Raw genomic sequence first — 18,837 nt, 5'->3', positions numbered from 1 at the left:
TAGGGAGATTTGATGGCTTACTCAGTACAGAAGTCGCGCCTGACGAAGGTTGCGGGTGTTTCACTGGTCCTGCTTCTCGCGGCCTGTAGTTCCGACTCACGCTACAAACGTCAGGTGGGAGGCGATGAGACTTATCTGCAAGCTACGCCGCTCAGTGAACTGCACGCGCCTGCGGGCATGATTCTGCCGGTTCAGGTTGGGGATTTTAATATTCCGGTTGCGACCAGCGCAGGCGCAGTGGGCAAAGCTCTGGACATCCGTCCCCCGGCTCAGCCTCTGGCACTGGTGAGCGGCGCTCGTACTCAGTTTAACGGTGATACCGCCACGCTGATGGTCGAGAATGGTCGTAGCGGTTCGCTGTGGGCGCAGGTCGCCAGCATCGTACAGTCTAAGAACTATGTCATCACCAAACGCGACGATGCCAGCCAGACGCTGAATACCGACTGGGTTGAGTGGAATCGCCTCGATGAAGACCAGCAGTATCGGGGTCGCTATCAAATCTCAGTGAAACCGCAGGGTTATCAGCAGGCGGTTATCGTGAAGCTGGTGAACCTTGAGCAGACCGGGAAACCGGTATCCGATCCGGCTTCTCTGCAACGCTACAGTACGTCGATGCTGAACGTCATTTCCGAAGGTCTGGATATGAACGCCACCAGCGCGCAGAACGCGGCGCAGAAAAATGCCGGCGCGACCTTCGATGTGCAGAGCGCTGCCGACGATACGGGTCTGCCCATGCTGGTTGTTCGCGCACCGTTCAACCTGGTGTGGCAACGTCTGCCGGGCGCACTGGAAAAAGTGGGCATGAAGGTAACGGATAGCACCCGCTCGCAAGGCAGCATGGCGCTGACCTACAAGCCGCTGTCTGACAGCAGCTGGCAGGCGCTGGGTGCCAGCGATCCGCAGCTGGTTTCAGGTGATTACAAACTGCAGGTCGGCGACCTCGATAACCGCAGCAGTCTGCAGTTCATCGACCCGAAAGGTCATACGTTGACGCAGTCGCAGAATGACGCCCTGGTAGCCGTATTCCAGGCCGCATTCAGTAAGTAATAAACAGGGCTGGAGCAATCCGGCCCTTTTTAATGTATAGTGACGCAAACGTGTGCGTATACACATCATCCTTCAAATTGTCTCTTTGTTGGCTGCCTTCGTTCATCCCAGTCACTTACTTATGTAAGCTCCTGAGGATTCGCGTAGCTGCCGCCGCGATGCGCTTTGAAGGATTTCGTGTACGGGCGGAAACGTATTTTTTGACTTAATATCACTGGAGTGGTGAAAGATGAAAAAGCAAGCTGAGTTGTATCGTGGTAAAGCGAAAACCGTTTACAGCACGGAGAATCCGGATCTGCTGGTCCTCGAATTCCGTAACGATACTTCAGCAGGGGATGGCGCACGCATTGAGCAGTTCGATCGTAAAGGCATGGTGAACAACAAATTTAACCATTTCATTATGAGCAAACTGCAAGAAGCTGGCATCCCGACTCAGATGGAAGCGCTGCTCTCCGATACCGAATGTCTGGTGAAAAAGCTGGAGATGGTTCCGGTGGAGTGTGTGGTCCGTAACCGCGCAGCCGGTTCTCTGGTTAAACGTCTGGGTATTGAAGAAGGCATTGAACTCAATCCGCCGCTGTTTGACCTGTTCCTGAAAAATGATGCGATGCACGATCCGATGGTCAACGAGTCTTACTGTGAGACTTTTGGCTGGGTAAGCAAAAAAAACCTGGCGCGCATGCAGGAACTGACTTTCAAAGCCAACGACGTATTGAAAAAACTGTTTGATGACGCCGGCCTGATCCTGGTCGACTTCAAGCTGGAGTTTGGTCTGTTCAAGGGCGAAGTGGTGCTGGGCGATGAGTTCTCGCCAGATGGCAGCCGTCTGTGGGATAAAAATACCCTCGACAAAATGGACAAAGACCGTTTCCGTCAGAGCCTGGGTGGCCTGATTGAAGCTTATGAAGAAGTCGCCCATCGCCTGGGCGTTAAGCTGGACTAACTCTCCCTTCGCCAGAGGACGATCCCGTCTTCTGGCGCTCTTGTTGTTGTTTCCTGTGGTAATTCTCCTCTTAAGCGCCTACGATCTCTCATATTCGAGAACTTGATGGATTGAGGTGCCTATGCGCTGGCAAGGACGTCGCGAAAGCGACAATGTAGAAGATCGACGTAATGATTCCGGCTCGCCTCTGGGCGGCGGTGGCGGTGGTTTCCGTCTTCCCAGCGGCAAGGGCGGGATCGTCCTGCTGATTATCGTGCTGGTTGCGGGCTATTACGGCGTGGATTTGACCGGCATGCTGACGGGAGAACCGATCGGCCAGCAGCAAACGACGACCCAGCGTTCAGTCAGCCCGAAAGACAATGAAGCCGCGAAGTTTACCTCGGTTATTCTGGCGACAACCGAAGATACCTGGGGGCCCATTTTTGAAAAGATGGGGCGTCAATATCCGCAGCCGAAGCTGGTGCTTTATCGCGGCGCTACGCGGACCGGCTGTGGAACCGGGCAATCGGTTATGGGACCGTTCTACTGCCCGGCGGACAGCACTGTCTATATTGACCTCTCTTTCTATGACGAAATGAAGAATAAGCTCGGGGCGGATGGCGATTTTGCTCAGGGCTATGTTATCGCCCATGAAGTCGGCCACCACGTGCAAAAGCTGCTGGGGATCGAATCGAAAGTGCGCCAGCTGCAACAGAATGCGTCGCCGACGGAAGTCAACCGCCTGTCGGTGAAAATGGAGCTGCAGGCCGACTGTTTTGCCGGGGTCTGGGGCCATAACATGCAGAAACAGGATGTGCTGGAGACCGGCGACCTGCAGGAAGCCCTCAATGCCGCAGAAGCCATCGGCGACGATCGCCTGCAGCAGCGGAGTCAGGGACGCGTGGTTCCGGACAGCTTCACGCATGGCACCTCTGAACAGCGCTACACCTGGTTCAAGCGCGGTTTCGACAGCGGCGATCCGGCGCAGTGCAACACCTTTGGCCGCGCGCTCTGATCGCGTTCGCCCATGGATAAACTGCTTAGCCTGACGGCGCAGATGGCGCAAGAGGGGATTCGTCGCCTGCTGGTGCTCAGCGGCGACGATGCGTGGTGCCTGCAGCAGGCGCTACTGTTGCGTAAACGGCTGGCCGGCGATGGTTTGTGGGTGGGGCCGCAGCCCATGGAAGAACCCTGTATCTCGCCGGAGGCCCTCAAATCTCTGCTTGGGCGTGAATACCACCACGCCTTCTTTGATGCCCGCAGCGGCTTCGACGCGGCGGCCTTTGCTGCGCTGAGCGGGACGTTGAAAGCGGGAAGCTGGCTTATCCTGCTGACGCCGCCTTTCACCTGTTGGCCGACGCGGCCAGATGCGGATTCTCTGCGCTGGAGCGACGCGCCTGAGCCCATTCCGACGCCCCATTTTGTCCACCGTTTTTGTCAGCGGGTCTGCGCGAATCGTGAGGCGATCGTCTGGCGTCAGAATGAACCACTGACGCTACCGGACGACGTGCCGCGACCGCACTGGCATCCGGCTGACGGCCATCCTCAGGCCGGGCAGGCCGCTATTCTGGCCAGTCTGAGCACGCTCCCTGCGGGCATTGCCGTGGTCACCGCCGAGCGCGGACGGGGAAAATCCGCGCTGGCGGGAATGTTGATTCGTCAGCTGGCGGGCGATGCCATCGTCACCGCCCCGGCGCGCGGCGCAACCGAGGTGATGGCGACCTTCGCTGGAGACGCTTTTCGCTTTATGGCACCGGATGCATTGCTGGCCAGCAATGCTCAGGCATCATGGCTGGTCGTCGATGAAGCGGCAGCCATTCCCGCGCCGCTGCTTCGCCAACTGGTCGCCCGTTTTCCTCGCACCTTACTGACCACGACCGTACAGGGCTATGAAGGCACCGGGCGCGGCTTTTTGCTCAAATTTTGCGCCAGCTTTCCCCACTTGCGCCAGTTTAATCTGGTCACGCCCGTTCGCTGGGCTCCGGGGTGCCCGCTGGAAGCGCTGGTCAGCGAATTGCTGCTGTTTGGCGACGAAGCTTTTGCCCACACTCCATCGGGAGAGGTCGCGTTTGCGGCGGTGGAGCAGGACAGCTGGCGGCAACATGCCGGGCTCGCCGAGGCTATGTATCAACTGCTCTCCGGCGCGCATTACCGCACATCGCCGCTGGATTTGCGGCGGATGATGGATGCGCCGGGCCAGCATTTTACCTGCGCCCGCACGGAGAATGGCGTGGCCGGGGCTCTATGGCGGGTGGAAGAGGGCGGGCTTGATCCCGCCCTGAGCCGGGCGGTATGGGCCGGCTTTCGCCGCCCGCGCGGCAATCTGGTGGCGCAGTCGCTGGCCGCCCACGGCGGAAGCCCGCTGGCGCCCACGCTACTGGCGCAGCGAATCACCCGTATCGCCGTGCACCCGGCCCGCCAGCGCGAGGGGCTTGGTCAGGCTCTGGTCGCCCGTGCGGTCGCGCAAAGCGACGGCCTCGATTATCTTTCGGTCAGCTTTGGCTATACGCCGGAGTTAGGGCGCTTCTGGCAGCGCTGCGGTTTTACGCTGGTACGTTTAGGGACCCATCGCGAGGCAAGCAGCGGGTGCTACACGGCGATGGCGCTTTATCCGTTAAGCTCTGCGGGGCACGAACTGGTGCTGCGGGAGTCGCAGCGCCTGGCGCGCGATGAGTTCTGGCTGCGGGAGTGGCGGGAAGCGTTATTTCCGCAGCCGGAGGCGCCAGCAGCTATGCTTACGGAAGACGACTGGCTGGATGTGGCGGGCTTCGCGTTTGCCCATCGCCCGCTGCCGGCGGTGGTTGGCAGCCTGAATCGGCTACTGTTACACACCGGGCTGCCGCTTCCGGCACTTCGCGCCCGTCTGCAGCGCCAGGATGAAGTGGAGATTTGTACCGGGCTGGGTCTGTCCGGACGCAAAGCGCTGTTGGTCAGGCTGCGCGAAGAAGCGGGACTGGCGCTGCTGGACCTGGACGCATCGCGGGCGCAGAGGCTGCGCCAGCAGGTCGGGCAACTGCAATTTTTTTAACTAACTCATTCAGTTAAATGTCATGGTTATATTCCGCGCGCGGCGTAAACTGCCCACGTAAACTAAGGAGACAGCCATGAAACACGACCATTTTATTGTGCAAAGCCCTGCGACACCTGCCCAACAGCTGCTGTTGCTGTTTCATGGCGTCGGCGATAACCCGGTTGCAATGGGGCAAATCGGCAGTCTGTTTGCGCCGCAGTTCCCGGATGCGCTGATCGTCAGCATCGGTGGTGCCGAGCCTTGCGGCCCGCCGCCGGGCCGCCAGTGGTTCTCGGTTCAGGGGGTGACGGAAGAAAATCGTCAGTCGCGGATTGATGCCATTATGCCGACTTTTATTGAGACCGTTCGCTACTGGCAAAAACAGAGCGGCGTCGGCCCGCGGGCGACGGCGCTGATTGGTTTCTCGCAGGGGGCGATTATGTCTCTGGAGAGCATCAAAGCCGAGCCGGGGCTGGCATCGCGGGTTATCGCCTTTAATGGACGGTATGCGACGCTTCCGCAGTCGGCGACCACCGCCACGACCATCCATCTGATCCACGGCGGCGAAGATCGCGTTATCGATCTGGCGTGGGCGGTTTCGGCCCAGGAGGCGCTCCAGCAGGCTGGCGGCGATGTGACGCTGGATATCGTCGAGGATCTGGGGCATGCGATTGACGATAGCAGCATACAGTTTGCCCTTGAACGTCTGCGCTATACCGTGCCGAAGCACTATTTTGACGAGGCGTTAAGCGGCAGTACGCCGAAAGACGACGATATTATCGAATTGCTCTAATCGAATATTATCTCGTGAACGTACTCCCCGGATAAGGCGTATCACGCCGCTATCCGGGGGACTCCCGGAGGGGTGGGATTGACCGGGGGTCTTACTTCTTCGGCTGGTCGTGCTTCGGCCAGTCGTCGTCATCGTCCCACTTATCGTTACAATCGCGATGGGGCGGCAGCTCCGGCTTATTGGCGAGAAACTTTTTGTGGTCAACGCGATTAAGATCCTTAATCACGTTAATCATGACGCCCACCAAAAATACCAGCACCAGAATCCACCAGTGGTTGATTAGCCATTCCATGTGCGCTTCCTCTTTTCAGGTCGAGGTCGTCAGGCGACCAGTTGTTCCATGATGCGTTGATACATCCGCGCCAGCAGCTGCAGATCGGCGGCGTTAACACATTCATTGATTTTGTGAATTGTCGCATTCACCGGACCCAGCTCGACCACCTGCGCACCCATGCGGGCGATAAAGCGGCCGTCAGAGGTGCCGCCGTTGGTCAGCAGCTGGGGTTTGATCTCATTATAGTGCTCAATGGCATTCACCACCGCTTCGACCAGTTTGCCACGGCTGGTGAGGAACGGCTGGCCAGACAACCACCAGTCCAGGGTATAGCGCAGCTGATATTTATCCAGCAGCTCGACGACGCGGGCTTTGATCATTTCGTCGGTCAGTTCGGTGCTAAAGCGGAAGTTGAACTGAACATACATGTCGCCGGGGATCACGTTATTGCTCCCGGTACCCGCCTGTACGTTGGCTATCTGCATGCTGGTGGGAGGGAAAAATTCATTGCCTTTATCCCACTCGATCCCCACCAGCTCCGTCAGCATAGGAGCCGCGCGGTGCACCGGGTTATCGGCGAGATGCGGGTAAGCGACATGGCCCTGCACGCCGTGAATGGTCAGGTTGCAGGTGAGTGAGCCGCGACGACCGTTTTTGACCACGTCGCCGACGACTTCGGTGCTTGACGGCTCGCCGACCAGACAGTAGTCCAGACGTTCGTTACGGGCCATTAGCGCTTCGACGACTTTCACCGTGCCGTTGTGCGCGCTGGCCTCTTCATCAGAGGTGATCAAAAAGGCCAGACGACCTTTATGGTTCGGATACTGGGCGACAAAGCGCTCGGCGGCAACCACCATGGCTGCCAGCGAGCCTTTCATATCTGCCGCGCCGCGGCCGAACAGCATGCCGTCGCGGATAGTAGGTTCGAAGGGCGGGTTAATCCAACGGTCGGCATCGCCGGCCGGAACAACATCGGTATGGCCGGCAAAGGCCAACGTTTCACCGCGCCCGCGCCAGGCCCAGAAGTTTTGGGTATCGCCGAAATCCATCGGTTCGACGGTAAAACCAATCGCACGCAGGCGTTCAATCATTAACGCCTGACATCCCGCATCATCGGGGCTGAGGGAAGGGCGGCGAATAAGCTGCTGAGCCAGCTCAATGACCGGGCAAGACATAGACTATACCTCGTTAACAAGCTTCTTATAAGTGAGTTCACTGAAACCCAGCAGCATAGGCTGCCCGGGCGCGCAGAGCAATGGGCGTTTGATAATTGCCGGCATTTCCAGCATCAACCCGGCGGCAGCATCGGCGTTATTGATACCGGCACGCACTGTTTCATCCAGTTTGCGCCAGGTTGTGCCGCGGGTGTTGAGCAGGGCTTCCCAGCCCAGTTCGGCGATAAAGGTGTTTAACAGCTCGCGATCCAGACCATCGGCACGATAATCATGGAATTGATAGGCCATCTGATTCGCCTCCAGCCAGCGGCGGGCCTTTTTAATGGTGTCGCAGTTTTTGATACCATAAAGAGTACACAAACTTTTTTGAGATGGATTAGTAGTCATGAATAAGTGATACCTATATCTACGTGTCAGTTCAGAACGACAAGTTCAGGGTGATGGTTTAGATCGGCAAGAATCGATGCTGATCAAGTACTTCAATGATAATGCCGAAGCACAGGATTTCGATCCAGAGTATGAGTTGATTATTGATAAAGGTTTGTCCGCGTTTAAAGCAGAACATTTGCACGATACCGCTGGTTTGGGAAGGTTTTTTGCTCAGGTCAGAGAAGGACTGATTGAAAAGGGGTCCGTACTTCTTGTGGAGTCCTTAGACAGATTTTCTCGTGAAAATCCGTTTAAATGTGTTCAGTATCTGTCTGAGTTAGATCGGTCACAGATTGAACTGATTGATGTGAGTAAAAATCTACCAATTGGGCGTAGGTACCCTAATTCACTAAGTTTTGCGATGATGGTGGCCGAACGTGCTTATGAAGAATCTAAGATTAAGTCGGAACCCCCTCTGTCAGGATAGTTGTCACCCCCCCATCGAAAACACGAATGACAAGATGGGAACAAACAGTGAAGCGTATTTCACCAGAACGTAAATCAGCCGCACTGGCTAAATTACTACCGCCCTACAACATGACCGTCACCGCCGTTGCACAGAGGGAAGGGATATCGGAAGCTACCCTCTATTACTGGCGTAATAAGGCGAAAGCAGAGGGAATACCGGTGCCAGGCGCAAACAAAACTACCGACCAATGGTCAGCTGATGTCCGGCTGGCTGTGATTATCGAAACGGCCACACTCAGTGAAGCAGAACTTGCGCAATACTGCCGTAAGAAAGGGCTTTATCCTGAGCAGATTAGTCAGTGGAAACAAGGGTTTTTGCAGGTATCTTCGCCCAATGACAAAGTCGCGCTTAAGCCGATACAAAAAGAAAACAAGCAACTAAAACGCGAACTGATACGTAAGGAAAAAGCGCTGGCGGAGGCGGCAGCGATACTGGTACTGCGAAAGCAGTTGCACTACTACGGGGAAACCGACGAGGACGACTGACATCCGGTACAGAGCGACAGGTCCTGACAGGTTATGTGCGCGAAGCGATGGTGTCAGGAGCCCGGTTGTCGGTGTCGCTCACTGAAGCCGGGTTAAGTGAGCGAACGTGGCGACGCTGGCAAACCTCGACAGAAGACAAACGCACTGGCGCAGTCAGGTCATCTCCGGCGAACCGGTTAAGTGCGCAAGAAGAGCAACAGAGACTGGCGGTGTGCCATCAACCCGCGTATGCCAGTCTGCCACCGTCACAAATCGTCCCGGAGCTGGCTGATAAAGGAATATATCTGGCGAGTGAGTCAACCTTCTGTCGAGTGCTGCGTCGGCATGGAGAGGCGCATCGCCGGGGACGACAACGAGCGGCACAGAAAGTCACCCCGGCAAGGAGCTGGCAAGCCAGTGGGCCGAATCAGGTGTGGACATGGGACATCACATGGGTTCCGTCAACCGTAAAGGGTCGCTGGTTCTACCTGTATCTGGTGGAAGACCTCTCCAGCCGAAAATAGTGGGATATGAAGTACATGAAACAGAAAGTGGTGAGCAGGCAGCAGCCCTGATACGACGCACGGTACGTCGGGAAGGATGCTGGCCATGTCCGCCAGTGCTGCATGCGGACAATGGAGCGGCGATGAAGTCGCAGACGTTGCAAATGAAGCTTCATGAGTTGGCAATAACGCCGTCTCACAGCAGGACAGGGGTCAGTAACGATAACGCGTATGTGGAATCGCTGTTCAGGACGCTGAAATATGTGCCGCAGTGGCCGTCATCGGGGTTCGACAAGTTAGATGATGCGCGTGAATGGGTAGAGAATTTTACCCATTGGTATAACGAAACGCATCGACATAGCGGCATCAGATATGTGACGCCAGGCCAACGGCACAGAGGTGAAGATGGCAGGGTGCTGAAGAAGCGGGATGAAGTGTACCAGATGGCAAAAGCGCAACGGCCTGAACGCTGGTCAGGCAGGACACGGAACTGGCAACCGACAGGCAAGGTGATGCTGAATCCCGAGCGGGAAAAACAGGCAGCCTAAATCAACCGGGGGTGCCAACTATCTTGACACTTACCGGGCAAGTGCTGCCCGCCCCTCAAGCGATGAGGCCAGAGCACAAAAACTTGGTTTTAAAGACGGGAAAGAGTTTTCTGTTGCCCGTGAAAATAATATTTCGAATGTTGCTGATTACGCCAAATTTGCCGAGGAACAACGCATTAAAGCAGCAGATAAGGCGGCTCAGGATGCTGTACTTGCCGCAGAAAAAGAACGGAAAGCGAAGGAAGAAGAAGCTAAATGTTTTGATGATGCTTATTGCTATGCCTCGAAACATGAGGGCGGGGATTATATTTGTAAGGTTGCTGTTGAAAAGTCTGCTCAATACCAGTTTAAATGGACTGATGGAATTACTGAACCAAAATTCTCGTCATATAGCTGGTACGACAAAAGCAGGAAATTAGTCACTCTTTACGGGCACAGAGCACAGGCTCAAAACGGCTTTGGGGCTTTTAAAAATATAGCGTACTCCTGTACGTTCAATGCTGACACTGGTGAAGTATTAAGTACTGACCTTCAATAAGGAATATTGAAATGAAAAAGGCTTCTATCGCAGCTATGTTATTTTGTGTTTCTGTTTCGTCAATAGCGGCAGTACCAGACGGGAAAACTGAAAAGCCGTTCGTAATTGATGGGGAAGTTATTTGTCTGAAAGAAATCCAGAAGCAGAGTACCCCTTATCTCAAATCTTTTGAGGAAGAAAGCGGCGTTAAGTACAAGTACGTCGTTAAATCTGGTTTATCGTACAAGGAAACTGTAGGGTTAAAATTACAGATCAATCGCGTAGATTCAGGACTGAATGTGCGTGTAGCCGATTTGGATTATTACTGGCTACAGGAGCGAGGCAGCATGTGCCAACCAACATACATGGTACTTGATCGTTCTCAATGAGCATGGTGCTAAACAAGGTCGCGAAAGCGGCCTTTTTTAATGGTAATGCTGTGCTTTTTTAATTTTTTGAATCCTCTGTAGCACTCATTGTACTGTACAAAGACTGTACATAACCTTACCAGTCATGTGACAATAACAGCTCAAAAAATAGCGTAAGTACAGGATGTTATGGAACAGGAACTCTATTTTTGCTCCCCCGGTGAAAACCAGTACTATTCAATGCTCCCTTTGTGGGGCGTGGCTCGCGTTTCTGAAATGGCTAACGGTACACCGTGGCTCGAGCCGCAATGGGTCGGAGGGCATGGTGACGTACCGGATGGCCTCGCCCTCTACACATCCAGACTTGATGCGACTATCAATAGCCTGGTCATGAATCAACGGGATGGTGACGTTTGGGCTGTCTATCCGTTTACCGATTTCAACGTCACTCAGATGATGCTTGAAAGAAAGGCCAAACAATCAAAGTACTGGGTTATGATTATTTTTGGCTTTACCGGGGATGATTTCAGACGTTTGATCAAAACCACCGGGATATACCGTACTGTGTACTTCCCTGTTGGATTCCCCATTAGTGACGTTATCGATCAAAACACCAATCCCGCGATTTTAAATTTTTCAGAAGATTTCTTTGAGTCTGTAGACGAATACTGGAAAGTACATTTTAACGCTTACTGTCAGAACATTCAGCACCTGAATGAAATGTCGAAAAATAGTATTGAAGAGATGGCAAGAAAAGCAATATCACAGGCCAATGTGACCGATAAACCGCTATTGACTGCCAATACTCATGTAAGTGTCATGACTTATTTTCGGGGTGAATGGGTTGTTTCGTCACCTGAAGGTGTTGCGTCCTCAAAAGTACACTAAATTAAAGGGATTTTGTTATGGGAAGACAAAGGCAGATTGCCAAATTAGGTAACAAAACAACAAAAGGTCATATTGTTAGTGCATCGTCAACGATTACTGATGGCCGTGACCCCCTCGTGGTCAATGGTGATAAGGCATGGTGTGATGTATGTAAGGCTTCCTTTGAAATCAATGCAACTTATTCAGGGTATACCGATAGTGATTTTTTAGTCGGTGACGGCGATCAAGTCCTTTGTAATTGTAAAGATAACTATGTCATAGCAATATCTGGTTATACGGGACATTCTTCACCAGAAAGGAAAGCATTTGCTACATCAGCAAATATCGCCCCTTCATCATCGTTTACGGGTAGTAATGCTGCTGTATCAGCCGTTCCGGTATTCGCTAAATCAATACTTCGTGGTACTGGCAATACTGATGCAGGAACGGCAGACGAGCCACAAGCTAACATTAGCGAGATGAGTTTCTATCAGTCTGCTCCATCGCAGGCAGTCCCTGAGCCAGAACAGCACGCACAAGCCGCGAAGAAGAAAAAAACTTCACCACCACCGCCAGAGCCACCGAAGAAAAAATCACTGTTCGATAAAGTAACTGGCTTCTTCTTTGGTGAAGCGGAAGCAATGCCACTTCCCCCACCTCCGGTTGTTATGGGCGGTTCAGCCGAAGCCGGAATGGCAGCAGCGGCAGGAGTGGCTACAGCAAAAGCGAATCAGGACGCAGCCAAAGCCCTTACGCATACCATGAAGCACCTTTCAGGCCCGGAAGTCTGGAGCGGCTCGCTTGCGATGAATTTACCGTTTGTTGTTATGGGGGCGATTGTTCAGTCAAAACTCAAGGGTGAAAAGAGCGATCTGCTTACGCCTGAAAAATTACTGGAAGTCGCACACAGCAAAGGAACCGTACCAACCCGAGTACGCTATAACTGGATAACTGACGATGAAACCGGGCGGTTAAAAGCCGTTGGTTATCATACCAGTACTGAAAGCGGGCATGATCAGGTTCGTGTTCGTATACTGGAAAAACAAAGGGATGGTAGCTATGAATTTTGGGGCGACGAGCTAAGCGATAAACCACTGATCACGTGGACACCAGCGAGTACGCCGGGATCGCAAGTTAGCTGGAATACAGGCAATAACAGCCCACAGGCGGGTACTGTAACGATTCCGGGGCTTGAACATCCTGATATTCAGGGCGTAACTATCACCACAACGCCAGTACCGGAAGAAAAGGATTTTCGGGATTACATTCTGGTGTTTCCGGGGAACATAAACCCGCCGATCTACATCTACCTCAGCAAGCCCCCAGTAGAGCTACTGGAAGTTGAATTGTACAAGGATTTCACAGGGCGTTCACGACAGGGCAAGTATGAGGCTGATCATATGCCGTCAAGAGCCGCAGTTGAACAATTCTTAATGGATGAGTACCCTGGGCTTGATCAAAAACTGATCAGGAAAATGGCAGGTCAGGTAGCTGCGATTGTTGTGCCAAAAGAAGTTCACCAGAAAATCAGTCAAACTTACGGTGGGCGTAACAAACCAGACCAAATTGCAAGAGATGCGAAGAATTTGAGGAGTGCCCTGGATCGGAATTTTGATGCAATAAAACCGACTCTTAAAGAGTATGGGGCTACTGAAGAACAACTTGAATCCGCCAGAGCTAAAATGCACAAGCTGAATACAGAGCAAGGATTGTACTAATGACAGTAAATGTTGAAGCATTGATCCGTAGTTTAGGTAAATCTTATAAAGATTTGATTGATTCTGGATTGATAACCTATAAAAGCGATCCCAAAGGAGCATCAGGTTCACCAACAATTAGTCTTGATATGGCGAAAGAGGGCGTCTTTTTAGCGTTCAAACGTGATGGTCGTTTGCTTAAAGAAATTACATTAAGCATACAACATGATACTTTGAGTGATTGGACATTCCCTAACGAATTACCAATGCCACTTAAGAAAAGCATGTCTCGCCAGTGGGTTCATGAAAACTTTGGTGAACCAGAAAATAGCATCCCGCCGAGAGTAATTATGAAGCAGGAAATCGGAAGGATTGAGCGGTTTACTGTTGAAGATTTCCATATCCCAATCACAATGCAAATCCGCTATGACATGGCAGATATGGTTGTTGCAGTTACTTTCTTGCCTACATCAGAACTTCGCTGGTAGTCACTATGCAGCAGTTTCTTTTAGGGACTGTTGCTTCTTCTGAATAAATTGGGATATAGGGTATGATATGAGCAATCAACTTATTGAAAAAATAAAAGAAGAATGCTTACGCATTGAGGAAGATGCTCTTTATTCTTCTAAATCTCATTATAATGCATCTTCCCCTTGGGAAAAATGCAATTTATTCATTGGGATACCTATAGCTATTTTGTCTGCTATAGCAGGTTTGAGTGCTCTGAAGGATATGACTACCATTACAATAGTAATATCATTTTTACTTACATGTTTAACTGCTATAAATACCGCTTTAAATCCAAGCAAACGAGCAGGGCATCATAAGTCTGCAGCAGGAGAGTATAATAATCTTAAAAACGATGTACGTCTTTTTCGAGAGATTGAATTAATTGAAATTAATTTCCCAGATAAAGAGCTAAAAGACAAAATAAAGGTCTTTTCTGATCGCAGAAATCAGCTAAACATAAGTTCGCCGACTATACCAAGATGGGCTTATGAAAAAACACAGTCTGATGTCAATAATGGTTTTACTCAATATTCTATCGACAAGGAAAAGGAATGAGCGTTCAGTCATATTTAGATTCTATTGCGAAGAATGCTATTTTGAAAGATAGTACTATTACAACATCTATCAGTACACTTAAAAATAGACTTGGATATTATTTTGATAGTTCAGATGTGATAAATCATTTCACATTTGGTTCTAACACCAGATATACAATGCTGCCAAGAAAATACGATCCGCAATCTGATGTGGATTATATGGTTGTGTTTAATAACACAGGGTATCAGCCTCAAACATATCTAAATCGGCTGAAGTATTTCGTTGAACGTTATTATTCTGCTTCTGAACGAAAACAAAGCCATCCAACAATAAGGCTAAATCTCAACCATATTACGTTTGAATTGGTTCCGGCTGTATATAATGTGTTTTACGGATATCAAATTCCGGCACCAGCAAATAACTTTGAAACATGGATAAGTACTGACCCTAATGATTTTAATAGTAAGCTAACAGATAAAAATAGAAGTAATTATTCTTTGATCAAGCCATTAATACGAATACTAAAGTACTGGAATGCAAATGCAGATTATGTTTTTGAGTCATATGATCTTGAGCAAAAAATAGTAGGTATTAATTTTCTTTTTTGTTATAACATCAAAGACTATTTTTATTATGCTGTTGAGCAACTCCATTGTTCCTATTGGTCCCCTCAGTGGAAGCAAAATGCTGTGAATAAATTAAAGAATACAGTATCATCAGCTAAGGCATATGAAAGTGGTGGATGGCCTTATTCTGCTGAATCAGAAATAAAAAATATTTTGCCTGAAATTTAATCTTGAAATTTTATATAAAGCACAAGCATTTCCCTTGTGCTTTATAATTTCTTAGATTGAATATTATTAGTACTAATTTTCTATAGAAAGTGCTTATTTTGAGGGTAACTTGCTGAAGTGAAAGTATCTGTCATCAGCATCATTTGATTCCCTTTCAATGGTGTGAAGGGAAATGCTACATAATCCAAATTTCCTTGAGTCATATTAAAATATAATTTTTTGTCATCAGTTTTTAATTTTGATGCATGAGCAGGATATGTCCCTTCATCTTTAAATGTAATTAAAAAAGCTATGGGAAAGAAGTGCATGCAGCTGCAATGACATAGATGACCATCGTTAAAAAAAGAAGTTTGCTGAGCAGTTATCTGTGTCCTGTTAGGATAAAACCAATAATAAAAATCATGAGTGTCTTCTATTTTATTATTTTCTCCTAAAACAAATTTTCTTAATGGCGTGTAATATTCACTATCAATAAGATCATTTTTGCATACTTCTACGGATGTTGCCGCGAGCAGATGACCCACCATTGCACGCAAAAAAGGTACTGCATTGAAAGGCGTAGAGATAACATTTCCGTAAAAATGAACACCAGCTAAATATTGCCTAATTAGATTTATGAAGTTCTCGATGGGAACCTTGATCTCATGATCCAAACTCCCAAGTATGTTGCCATTACAATTCTTGCATATGGTTTTAAATGTCGCTCCGGCATGAGCATTTATTGGTTTTATTTCATCAGAGGAATAATGTTCAGACACTGTTTTTTGAAACATTGGTTGAATAGTCGTTGCACAACGAGGTGGCACATGATCCTTACTCAATAGACCATATGAACCGCAAATGACGCAATGCCCCTCACTAATTCTTGCATGTCTCAAACGTTCGGAAATTTTACCCATAAGAAACCTCGGAATAGCAATCTTGACTGATTTTATCGTAAATGGGTAACCTATGCATTTCTATCTTAGTCTACTTTACAGCCTTCGCGTTTAATCATGTGGCTAAGGTACCCGCCTTTAGTGCAAAAAATAATCAAGTCCCAGGCATCCCGATTTTTGACAAAAAACCTTAAGTAATCTTTTACTCAGGAAAAAGTACAGTCAGTATTTTTCTGCACGATTTAAAATCTCGTTCGTCTGATCAGGTTCAACGCCGCCGACCAAATGTCATTTACTCAGATCCCAGTACCGAACTTTTCACTAAGCCTATATTAACTAAAAAACGAATGATCAGAAATCTCTTTTGGATACAGATTCATTTGTACTCACTTCCGTATATAATGTTATGCCACGCATTCAGTTTTATGAATATAAACTGCTAAGTATTGTAGGTTATGTAATGTTACTTACTTATATCGAATCTATTGTTGCAGTATAGGGGCGGCACAATAAAAATTTTGTTCATGGATATATTAGAATAAATTAGAAAATGTAGCACTGGGTGATTTTATTCTGATAATGTATAATAGCTTTATTAATATGCTTGAGGTTGATTTTAATGACATCGATTATATGTTGGTTGAATACTGATGAAGATGAGTTTTTCCCTGGAATTTGGGCTGTTTCAGATTCACTTGTGTGTAGTGGTGCAGAACCAATTACTGACGCGTTACCTAAATTATTTCCTTTACCTGTCAACTTGTATGATGTTGGCGACAGTATATTCAAGCAAAACCCCACTAACTTGTTGAATATCGGATACGGCTTTGCCGGAAGTACTTTAATTGGGACAGCCGTAAAAGATATTTTAACAATGTGCTTAGATAATCTTTCGGAAATATCACATGTTCGTGATAGTGAAGAAGTAGAACTATCAATAGATGAACGAATGCCCAGTATTGAAGATATAGCATTTCTTACTGGAAGAATTGCTAAAAAATATATAATGAGCATGGGGTATTATCATCCCGTAAATGCAAAATGTGAAATTGTACTTTTTGGTTATTGTAAAAAAAACAAAGCATACAAAACATTCGTAATCAGAAATACTCCTAATCACCCAGATAATATCATAGTTGATGAGAAAAACTTAAAACAGTCTCCTTATGTTATTTTAGGAGATAAAAAGAATGAGGTTTTAGATATGATAAAAATAAAAAATGAATTATGTCTATCAACTCGATACCAGACAGGAAGAGGTCCAATAATTGCACTCCAGCAGATAATCAAAAATGAACTGTCAACAACAATTGGTGGGCACTTACAAATATGTACAGCATCGCATTTAAAATCTTTAACTATGTACATCCCAGTTTTATCAAAAGATGGTTACTTTCCATTTCTCGGTTTCTCTTACGAAGAGATCGGTCTTCTTGGCGGATTTTCTATAAACAAAGGTTTTGGTTTAACAGTATTTGAAGATTTTTTGGATTAAGTAAACTCAGTGTAACATTTTAATTTTGTGTAATTTGCTGCAGATCTATTTTGGGTACTCCCTTGTGATACTCCGCTTTAGCGTCTCGTTTAGTATCATTTAGATGTTGAATACATTTAAATGATACTGTATCATTCAATCAATTCAAATGATACTCATCGGTAGTGAGGGCAGGGAAATGATTTTTGGTTATGCGAGAGTCTCAACGAAGGATCAGAGTCTTGATCGTCAGTTGGCAGTACTGGAACCTGTTTGCGACAAAGTTATTACAGAGAAGGAATCAGGAAAGTCCACCAGCGAAAGACCTGAATTGTTGAACCTGCTTTCACACCTCCGCGAAGGTGATACCCTCATTACTCATTCAATCGACCACCTTGCACGTAATACCCGCGATTTACTGGAAATGATTGACAGCCTCGTAGGACGTGGGATCACTGTTCAGTTCCTCGCTAATTCAATGAGTTTTGATAACACCCCACAATCTCGTTTGATCTTAACCATGATGGGAGCAGTCGCGGAATTCGAGCGAGGGATGATCGCATCACGCCGCAACGAAGGAATTGCCCTTGCTAAAGAAGCTAAGAAGTACAAGGGCAAGCAAAAGAACAAAGAATTGCACAGTAAAATCATTGAGATGCTTCAAGTAGGGAAGAACACACCAGATGAGATCGCAAAATTGTGCGATTGCGGGAGGGCCACTGTGTTTCGCGTGAAGAAAGAGATGCTTGCCAGTACTGGCAGTATTGCAGACTGATATAGCGTAAGGGGACAGGGACAGGATACATGGCAAATCATCAATAATGTATCCTTTTGATATCTAAGAGTTATATTAAAATGAAGCACTAATCTCGCTCTACTCACCGATGAAGTAATTCCAGTAATACATTGATTGTAGAAGTAAATTCTTTAATCTGGAAAAGTTTGTGTAAGTTTTATGGTATTTTGATTCCGTACATCGTCAGCATAATGAAACCTTTTCTTTTTCGTTGATTTAAGCGCTTAACTCAGAAATTTCCGAATGCACAAGGAGGTATAAAATAATACGTCAATCGCGTGAATAAATATCCCTTTTTACCCTCGATATAGGCATTGCACGAATATTAACCAGACGGTTAACGATAATCGGTAAATTACCTGCAGACGGGGGAAAGGAGCAGAATATCGGTAGTAGAATTTTTCTGAAAACAGGCCTAATGTTGCGAAATGTTGCTATGCATCACATTAAAATTACATTTTCAGGCTCATAGTAGCAGCAAATCCGAGAGATGATAGCGTAGAAGAGGTTATCAGCAATTGCAGCGATAACTTTAACGTGCTTCCTTTCCCAAACCGATTTGCATAAAATTACCCATAATAATAAGAGAGGCTATTATGATTGAACATGAACTAGGGAACTGGAAAGATTTTATTGAAGGTATGCTGCGTAGATAAAATCCTCAATGAGAGCAGAGCAACAGAACGGCTAAAATAATAGCCTGGCGGTTGTAAGCAGATAAAAAAGGCGACTATTATGGTCGCCTTTTTGTTATTTCGCGGGCAA

General features: G+C 48.3%; 18 protein-coding genes and 3 pseudogenes. 17 read left to right on the top strand and 4 right to left on the bottom strand.

Going from position 1 to position 18,837, the window contains the following annotated elements; translation table 11 throughout:
- Positions 1 to 12: 12 nt before the first annotated feature.
- The 5 genes from bamC (at position 13) to ypfH (ending at position 5,772) form a co-directional block, all read left to right on the top strand.
- Positions 13 to 1,047, top strand: a complete 1,035-nt coding sequence (bamC, locus tag CWM52_RS06065) for an outer membrane protein assembly factor BamC (protein WP_100683275.1) — start codon at positions 13 to 15, stop codon at positions 1,045 to 1,047.
- 229 nt (positions 1,048 to 1,276) lie between these two features.
- A complete protein-coding gene (gene purC, locus CWM52_RS06060) occupies positions 1,277 to 1,990 on the top strand; it encodes a phosphoribosylaminoimidazolesuccinocarboxamide synthase (protein WP_100683273.1) in 714 nt (237 codons plus the stop codon).
- A gap of 121 nt (positions 1,991 to 2,111) precedes the next feature.
- The gene (locus CWM52_RS06055; RefSeq protein WP_100683271.1) at positions 2,112 to 2,984 is read left to right on the top strand and encodes a neutral zinc metallopeptidase; all 873 of its coding nucleotides are present in this window, start codon (positions 2,112 to 2,114) and stop codon (positions 2,982 to 2,984) included.
- A gap of 12 nt (positions 2,985 to 2,996) precedes the next feature.
- Entirely contained in the window at positions 2,997 to 4,997 is a 2,001-nt protein-coding gene (locus CWM52_RS06050; protein WP_100683270.1) for a tRNA(Met) cytidine acetyltransferase TmcA, read from the top strand.
- A gap of 76 nt (positions 4,998 to 5,073) precedes the next feature.
- Positions 5,074 to 5,772, top strand: a complete 699-nt coding sequence (ypfH, locus tag CWM52_RS06045) for an esterase (protein WP_100683268.1) — start codon at positions 5,074 to 5,076, stop codon at positions 5,770 to 5,772.
- A gap of 91 nt (positions 5,773 to 5,863) precedes the next feature.
- Here the strand turns inward: ypfH and CWM52_RS06040 are convergent, their stop codons facing one another.
- The 3 genes from CWM52_RS06040 to CWM52_RS06030 are packed head-to-tail and all read right to left on the bottom strand — an operon-like array spanning position 5,864 to position 7,581.
- Positions 5,864 to 6,064 carry a YpfN family protein gene (locus CWM52_RS06040; protein ID WP_004866145.1) on the bottom strand — a complete coding sequence of 67 codons (201 nt, stop codon included), beginning with the start codon at positions 6,062 to 6,064 and terminating at the stop codon, positions 5,864 to 5,866.
- Between the two features lie 29 nt (positions 6,065 to 6,093).
- Positions 6,094 to 7,221 (bottom strand): succinyl-diaminopimelate desuccinylase, encoded by a 1,128-nt coding sequence (dapE, locus tag CWM52_RS06035; protein ID WP_032695538.1) that lies wholly within the window; start codon positions 7,219 to 7,221, stop codon positions 6,094 to 6,096.
- Between the two features lie 3 nt (positions 7,222 to 7,224).
- On the bottom strand, positions 7,225 to 7,581 hold the full coding sequence (locus tag CWM52_RS06030) for an ArsC family reductase (RefSeq protein WP_100683267.1): 357 nt from the start codon (positions 7,579 to 7,581) through the stop codon (positions 7,225 to 7,227).
- 49 nt (positions 7,582 to 7,630) lie between these two features.
- Here CWM52_RS06030 and CWM52_RS06025 point away from each other — a divergent pair.
- The 9 genes and pseudogenes from CWM52_RS06025 to CWM52_RS05985 form a co-directional block, all read left to right on the top strand.
- A pseudogene (locus tag CWM52_RS06025) lies at positions 7,631 to 8,077 on the top strand (recombinase family protein); the annotation flags it as partial.
- Between the two features lie 47 nt (positions 8,078 to 8,124).
- Positions 8,125 to 9,634: pseudogene (locus tag CWM52_RS06020) on the top strand (IS3 family transposase).
- Between the two features lie 37 nt (positions 9,635 to 9,671).
- A pseudogene (locus tag CWM52_RS27070) lies at positions 9,672 to 10,172 on the top strand (hypothetical protein); the annotation flags it as partial.
- An 11-nt stretch (positions 10,173 to 10,183) separates the two neighbouring features.
- Positions 10,184 to 10,540, top strand: coding sequence for a hypothetical protein (locus tag CWM52_RS06010; RefSeq protein WP_100683264.1), 357 nt, complete (start codon positions 10,184 to 10,186; stop codon positions 10,538 to 10,540).
- Positions 10,541 to 10,708: 168 nt separating this feature from the next.
- Positions 10,709 to 11,407 (top strand): hypothetical protein, encoded by a 699-nt coding sequence (locus tag CWM52_RS06005; RefSeq protein WP_100683262.1) that lies wholly within the window; start codon positions 10,709 to 10,711, stop codon positions 11,405 to 11,407.
- A gap of 17 nt (positions 11,408 to 11,424) precedes the next feature.
- Positions 11,425 to 13,104, top strand: coding sequence for an S-type pyocin domain-containing protein (locus CWM52_RS06000; protein WP_100683260.1), 1,680 nt, complete (start codon positions 11,425 to 11,427; stop codon positions 13,102 to 13,104).
- The gene (locus tag CWM52_RS05995; RefSeq protein ID WP_100683259.1) at positions 13,104 to 13,571 is read left to right on the top strand and encodes a DUF6392 family protein; all 468 of its coding nucleotides are present in this window, start codon (positions 13,104 to 13,106) and stop codon (positions 13,569 to 13,571) included. Before CWM52_RS06000 ends, CWM52_RS05995 begins: the two co-directional genes overlap by 1 nt.
- A 67-nt stretch (positions 13,572 to 13,638) precedes the next feature.
- On the top strand, positions 13,639 to 14,148 hold the full coding sequence (locus CWM52_RS05990; protein WP_100683257.1) for an SLATT domain-containing protein: 510 nt from the start codon (positions 13,639 to 13,641) through the stop codon (positions 14,146 to 14,148).
- The gene (locus CWM52_RS05985) at positions 14,145 to 14,924 is read left to right on the top strand and encodes an SMODS domain-containing nucleotidyltransferase (protein ID WP_100683256.1); all 780 of its coding nucleotides are present in this window, start codon (positions 14,145 to 14,147) and stop codon (positions 14,922 to 14,924) included. The genes CWM52_RS05990 and CWM52_RS05985 overlap by 4 nt, the downstream gene beginning before the upstream one ends.
- 80 nt (positions 14,925 to 15,004) lie before the next feature.
- Here the strand turns inward: CWM52_RS05985 and CWM52_RS05980 are convergent, their stop codons facing one another.
- Positions 15,005 to 15,823, bottom strand: a complete 819-nt coding sequence (locus CWM52_RS05980) for a chaperonin (protein ID WP_100683254.1) — start codon at positions 15,821 to 15,823, stop codon at positions 15,005 to 15,007.
- A 598-nt stretch (positions 15,824 to 16,421) separates the two neighbouring features.
- Between CWM52_RS05980 and CWM52_RS05975 the strand changes: the two genes are divergently transcribed.
- From CWM52_RS05975 to ypfM, 3 genes are all read left to right on the top strand, one after another.
- The gene (locus CWM52_RS05975; RefSeq protein ID WP_100683252.1) at positions 16,422 to 17,297 is read left to right on the top strand and encodes a hypothetical protein; all 876 of its coding nucleotides are present in this window, start codon (positions 16,422 to 16,424) and stop codon (positions 17,295 to 17,297) included.
- Positions 17,298 to 17,475: 178 nt separating this feature from the next.
- Complete coding sequence (locus tag CWM52_RS05970) at positions 17,476 to 18,051, top strand: recombinase family protein (RefSeq protein ID WP_100683385.1); 576 nt, start codon at positions 17,476 to 17,478, stop codon at positions 18,049 to 18,051.
- A 617-nt stretch (positions 18,052 to 18,668) separates the two neighbouring features.
- The gene (gene ypfM / locus CWM52_RS05965; RefSeq protein WP_100683384.1) at positions 18,669 to 18,728 is read left to right on the top strand and encodes a protein YpfM; all 60 of its coding nucleotides are present in this window, start codon (positions 18,669 to 18,671) and stop codon (positions 18,726 to 18,728) included.
- The last annotated feature ends 109 nt before the right edge of the window (positions 18,729 to 18,837 follow it).

Source organism: Raoultella sp. T31 (assembly GCF_002806725.1).
Lineage (GTDB): Bacteria > Pseudomonadota > Gammaproteobacteria > Enterobacterales > Enterobacteriaceae > Klebsiella > Klebsiella electrica.
This window is presented reverse-complemented; position numbering and strand designations above follow the sequence as displayed.

What these genes read in the sequence shown, in the direction of transcription:
- bamC (WP_100683275.1), top strand. Translation starts at nt 13, where the DNA reads ATGGCTTACTCAGTACAGAAGTCGCGCCTGACGAAGGTTGCGGGTGTT.
- purC (WP_100683273.1), top strand. Translation starts at nt 1,277, where the DNA reads ATGAAAAAGCAAGCTGAGTTGTATCGTGGTAAAGCGAAAACCGTTTAC.
- CWM52_RS06055 (WP_100683271.1), top strand. Translation starts at nt 2,112, where the DNA reads ATGCGCTGGCAAGGACGTCGCGAAAGCGACAATGTAGAAGATCGACGT.
- CWM52_RS06050 (WP_100683270.1), top strand. Translation starts at nt 2,997, where the DNA reads ATGGATAAACTGCTTAGCCTGACGGCGCAGATGGCGCAAGAGGGGATT.
- ypfH (WP_100683268.1), top strand. Translation starts at nt 5,074, where the DNA reads ATGAAACACGACCATTTTATTGTGCAAAGCCCTGCGACACCTGCCCAA.
- CWM52_RS06040 (WP_004866145.1), bottom strand. Translation starts at nt 6,064, where the DNA reads ATGGAATGGCTAATCAACCACTGGTGGATTCTGGTGCTGGTATTTTTG.
- dapE (WP_032695538.1), bottom strand. Translation starts at nt 7,221, where the DNA reads ATGTCTTGCCCGGTCATTGAGCTGGCTCAGCAGCTTATTCGCCGCCCT.
- CWM52_RS06010 (WP_100683264.1), top strand. Translation starts at nt 10,184, where the DNA reads ATGAAAAAGGCTTCTATCGCAGCTATGTTATTTTGTGTTTCTGTTTCG.
- CWM52_RS06005 (WP_100683262.1), top strand. Translation starts at nt 10,709, where the DNA reads ATGGAACAGGAACTCTATTTTTGCTCCCCCGGTGAAAACCAGTACTAT.
- CWM52_RS06000 (WP_100683260.1), top strand. Translation starts at nt 11,425, where the DNA reads ATGGGAAGACAAAGGCAGATTGCCAAATTAGGTAACAAAACAACAAAA.
- CWM52_RS05995 (WP_100683259.1), top strand. Translation starts at nt 13,104, where the DNA reads ATGACAGTAAATGTTGAAGCATTGATCCGTAGTTTAGGTAAATCTTAT.
- CWM52_RS05990 (WP_100683257.1), top strand. Translation starts at nt 13,639, where the DNA reads ATGAGCAATCAACTTATTGAAAAAATAAAAGAAGAATGCTTACGCATT.
- CWM52_RS05985 (WP_100683256.1), top strand. Translation starts at nt 14,145, where the DNA reads ATGAGCGTTCAGTCATATTTAGATTCTATTGCGAAGAATGCTATTTTG.
- CWM52_RS05980 (WP_100683254.1), bottom strand. Translation starts at nt 15,823, where the DNA reads ATGGGTAAAATTTCCGAACGTTTGAGACATGCAAGAATTAGTGAGGGG.
- CWM52_RS05975 (WP_100683252.1), top strand. Translation starts at nt 16,422, where the DNA reads ATGACATCGATTATATGTTGGTTGAATACTGATGAAGATGAGTTTTTC.
- CWM52_RS05970 (WP_100683385.1), top strand. Translation starts at nt 17,476, where the DNA reads ATGATTTTTGGTTATGCGAGAGTCTCAACGAAGGATCAGAGTCTTGAT.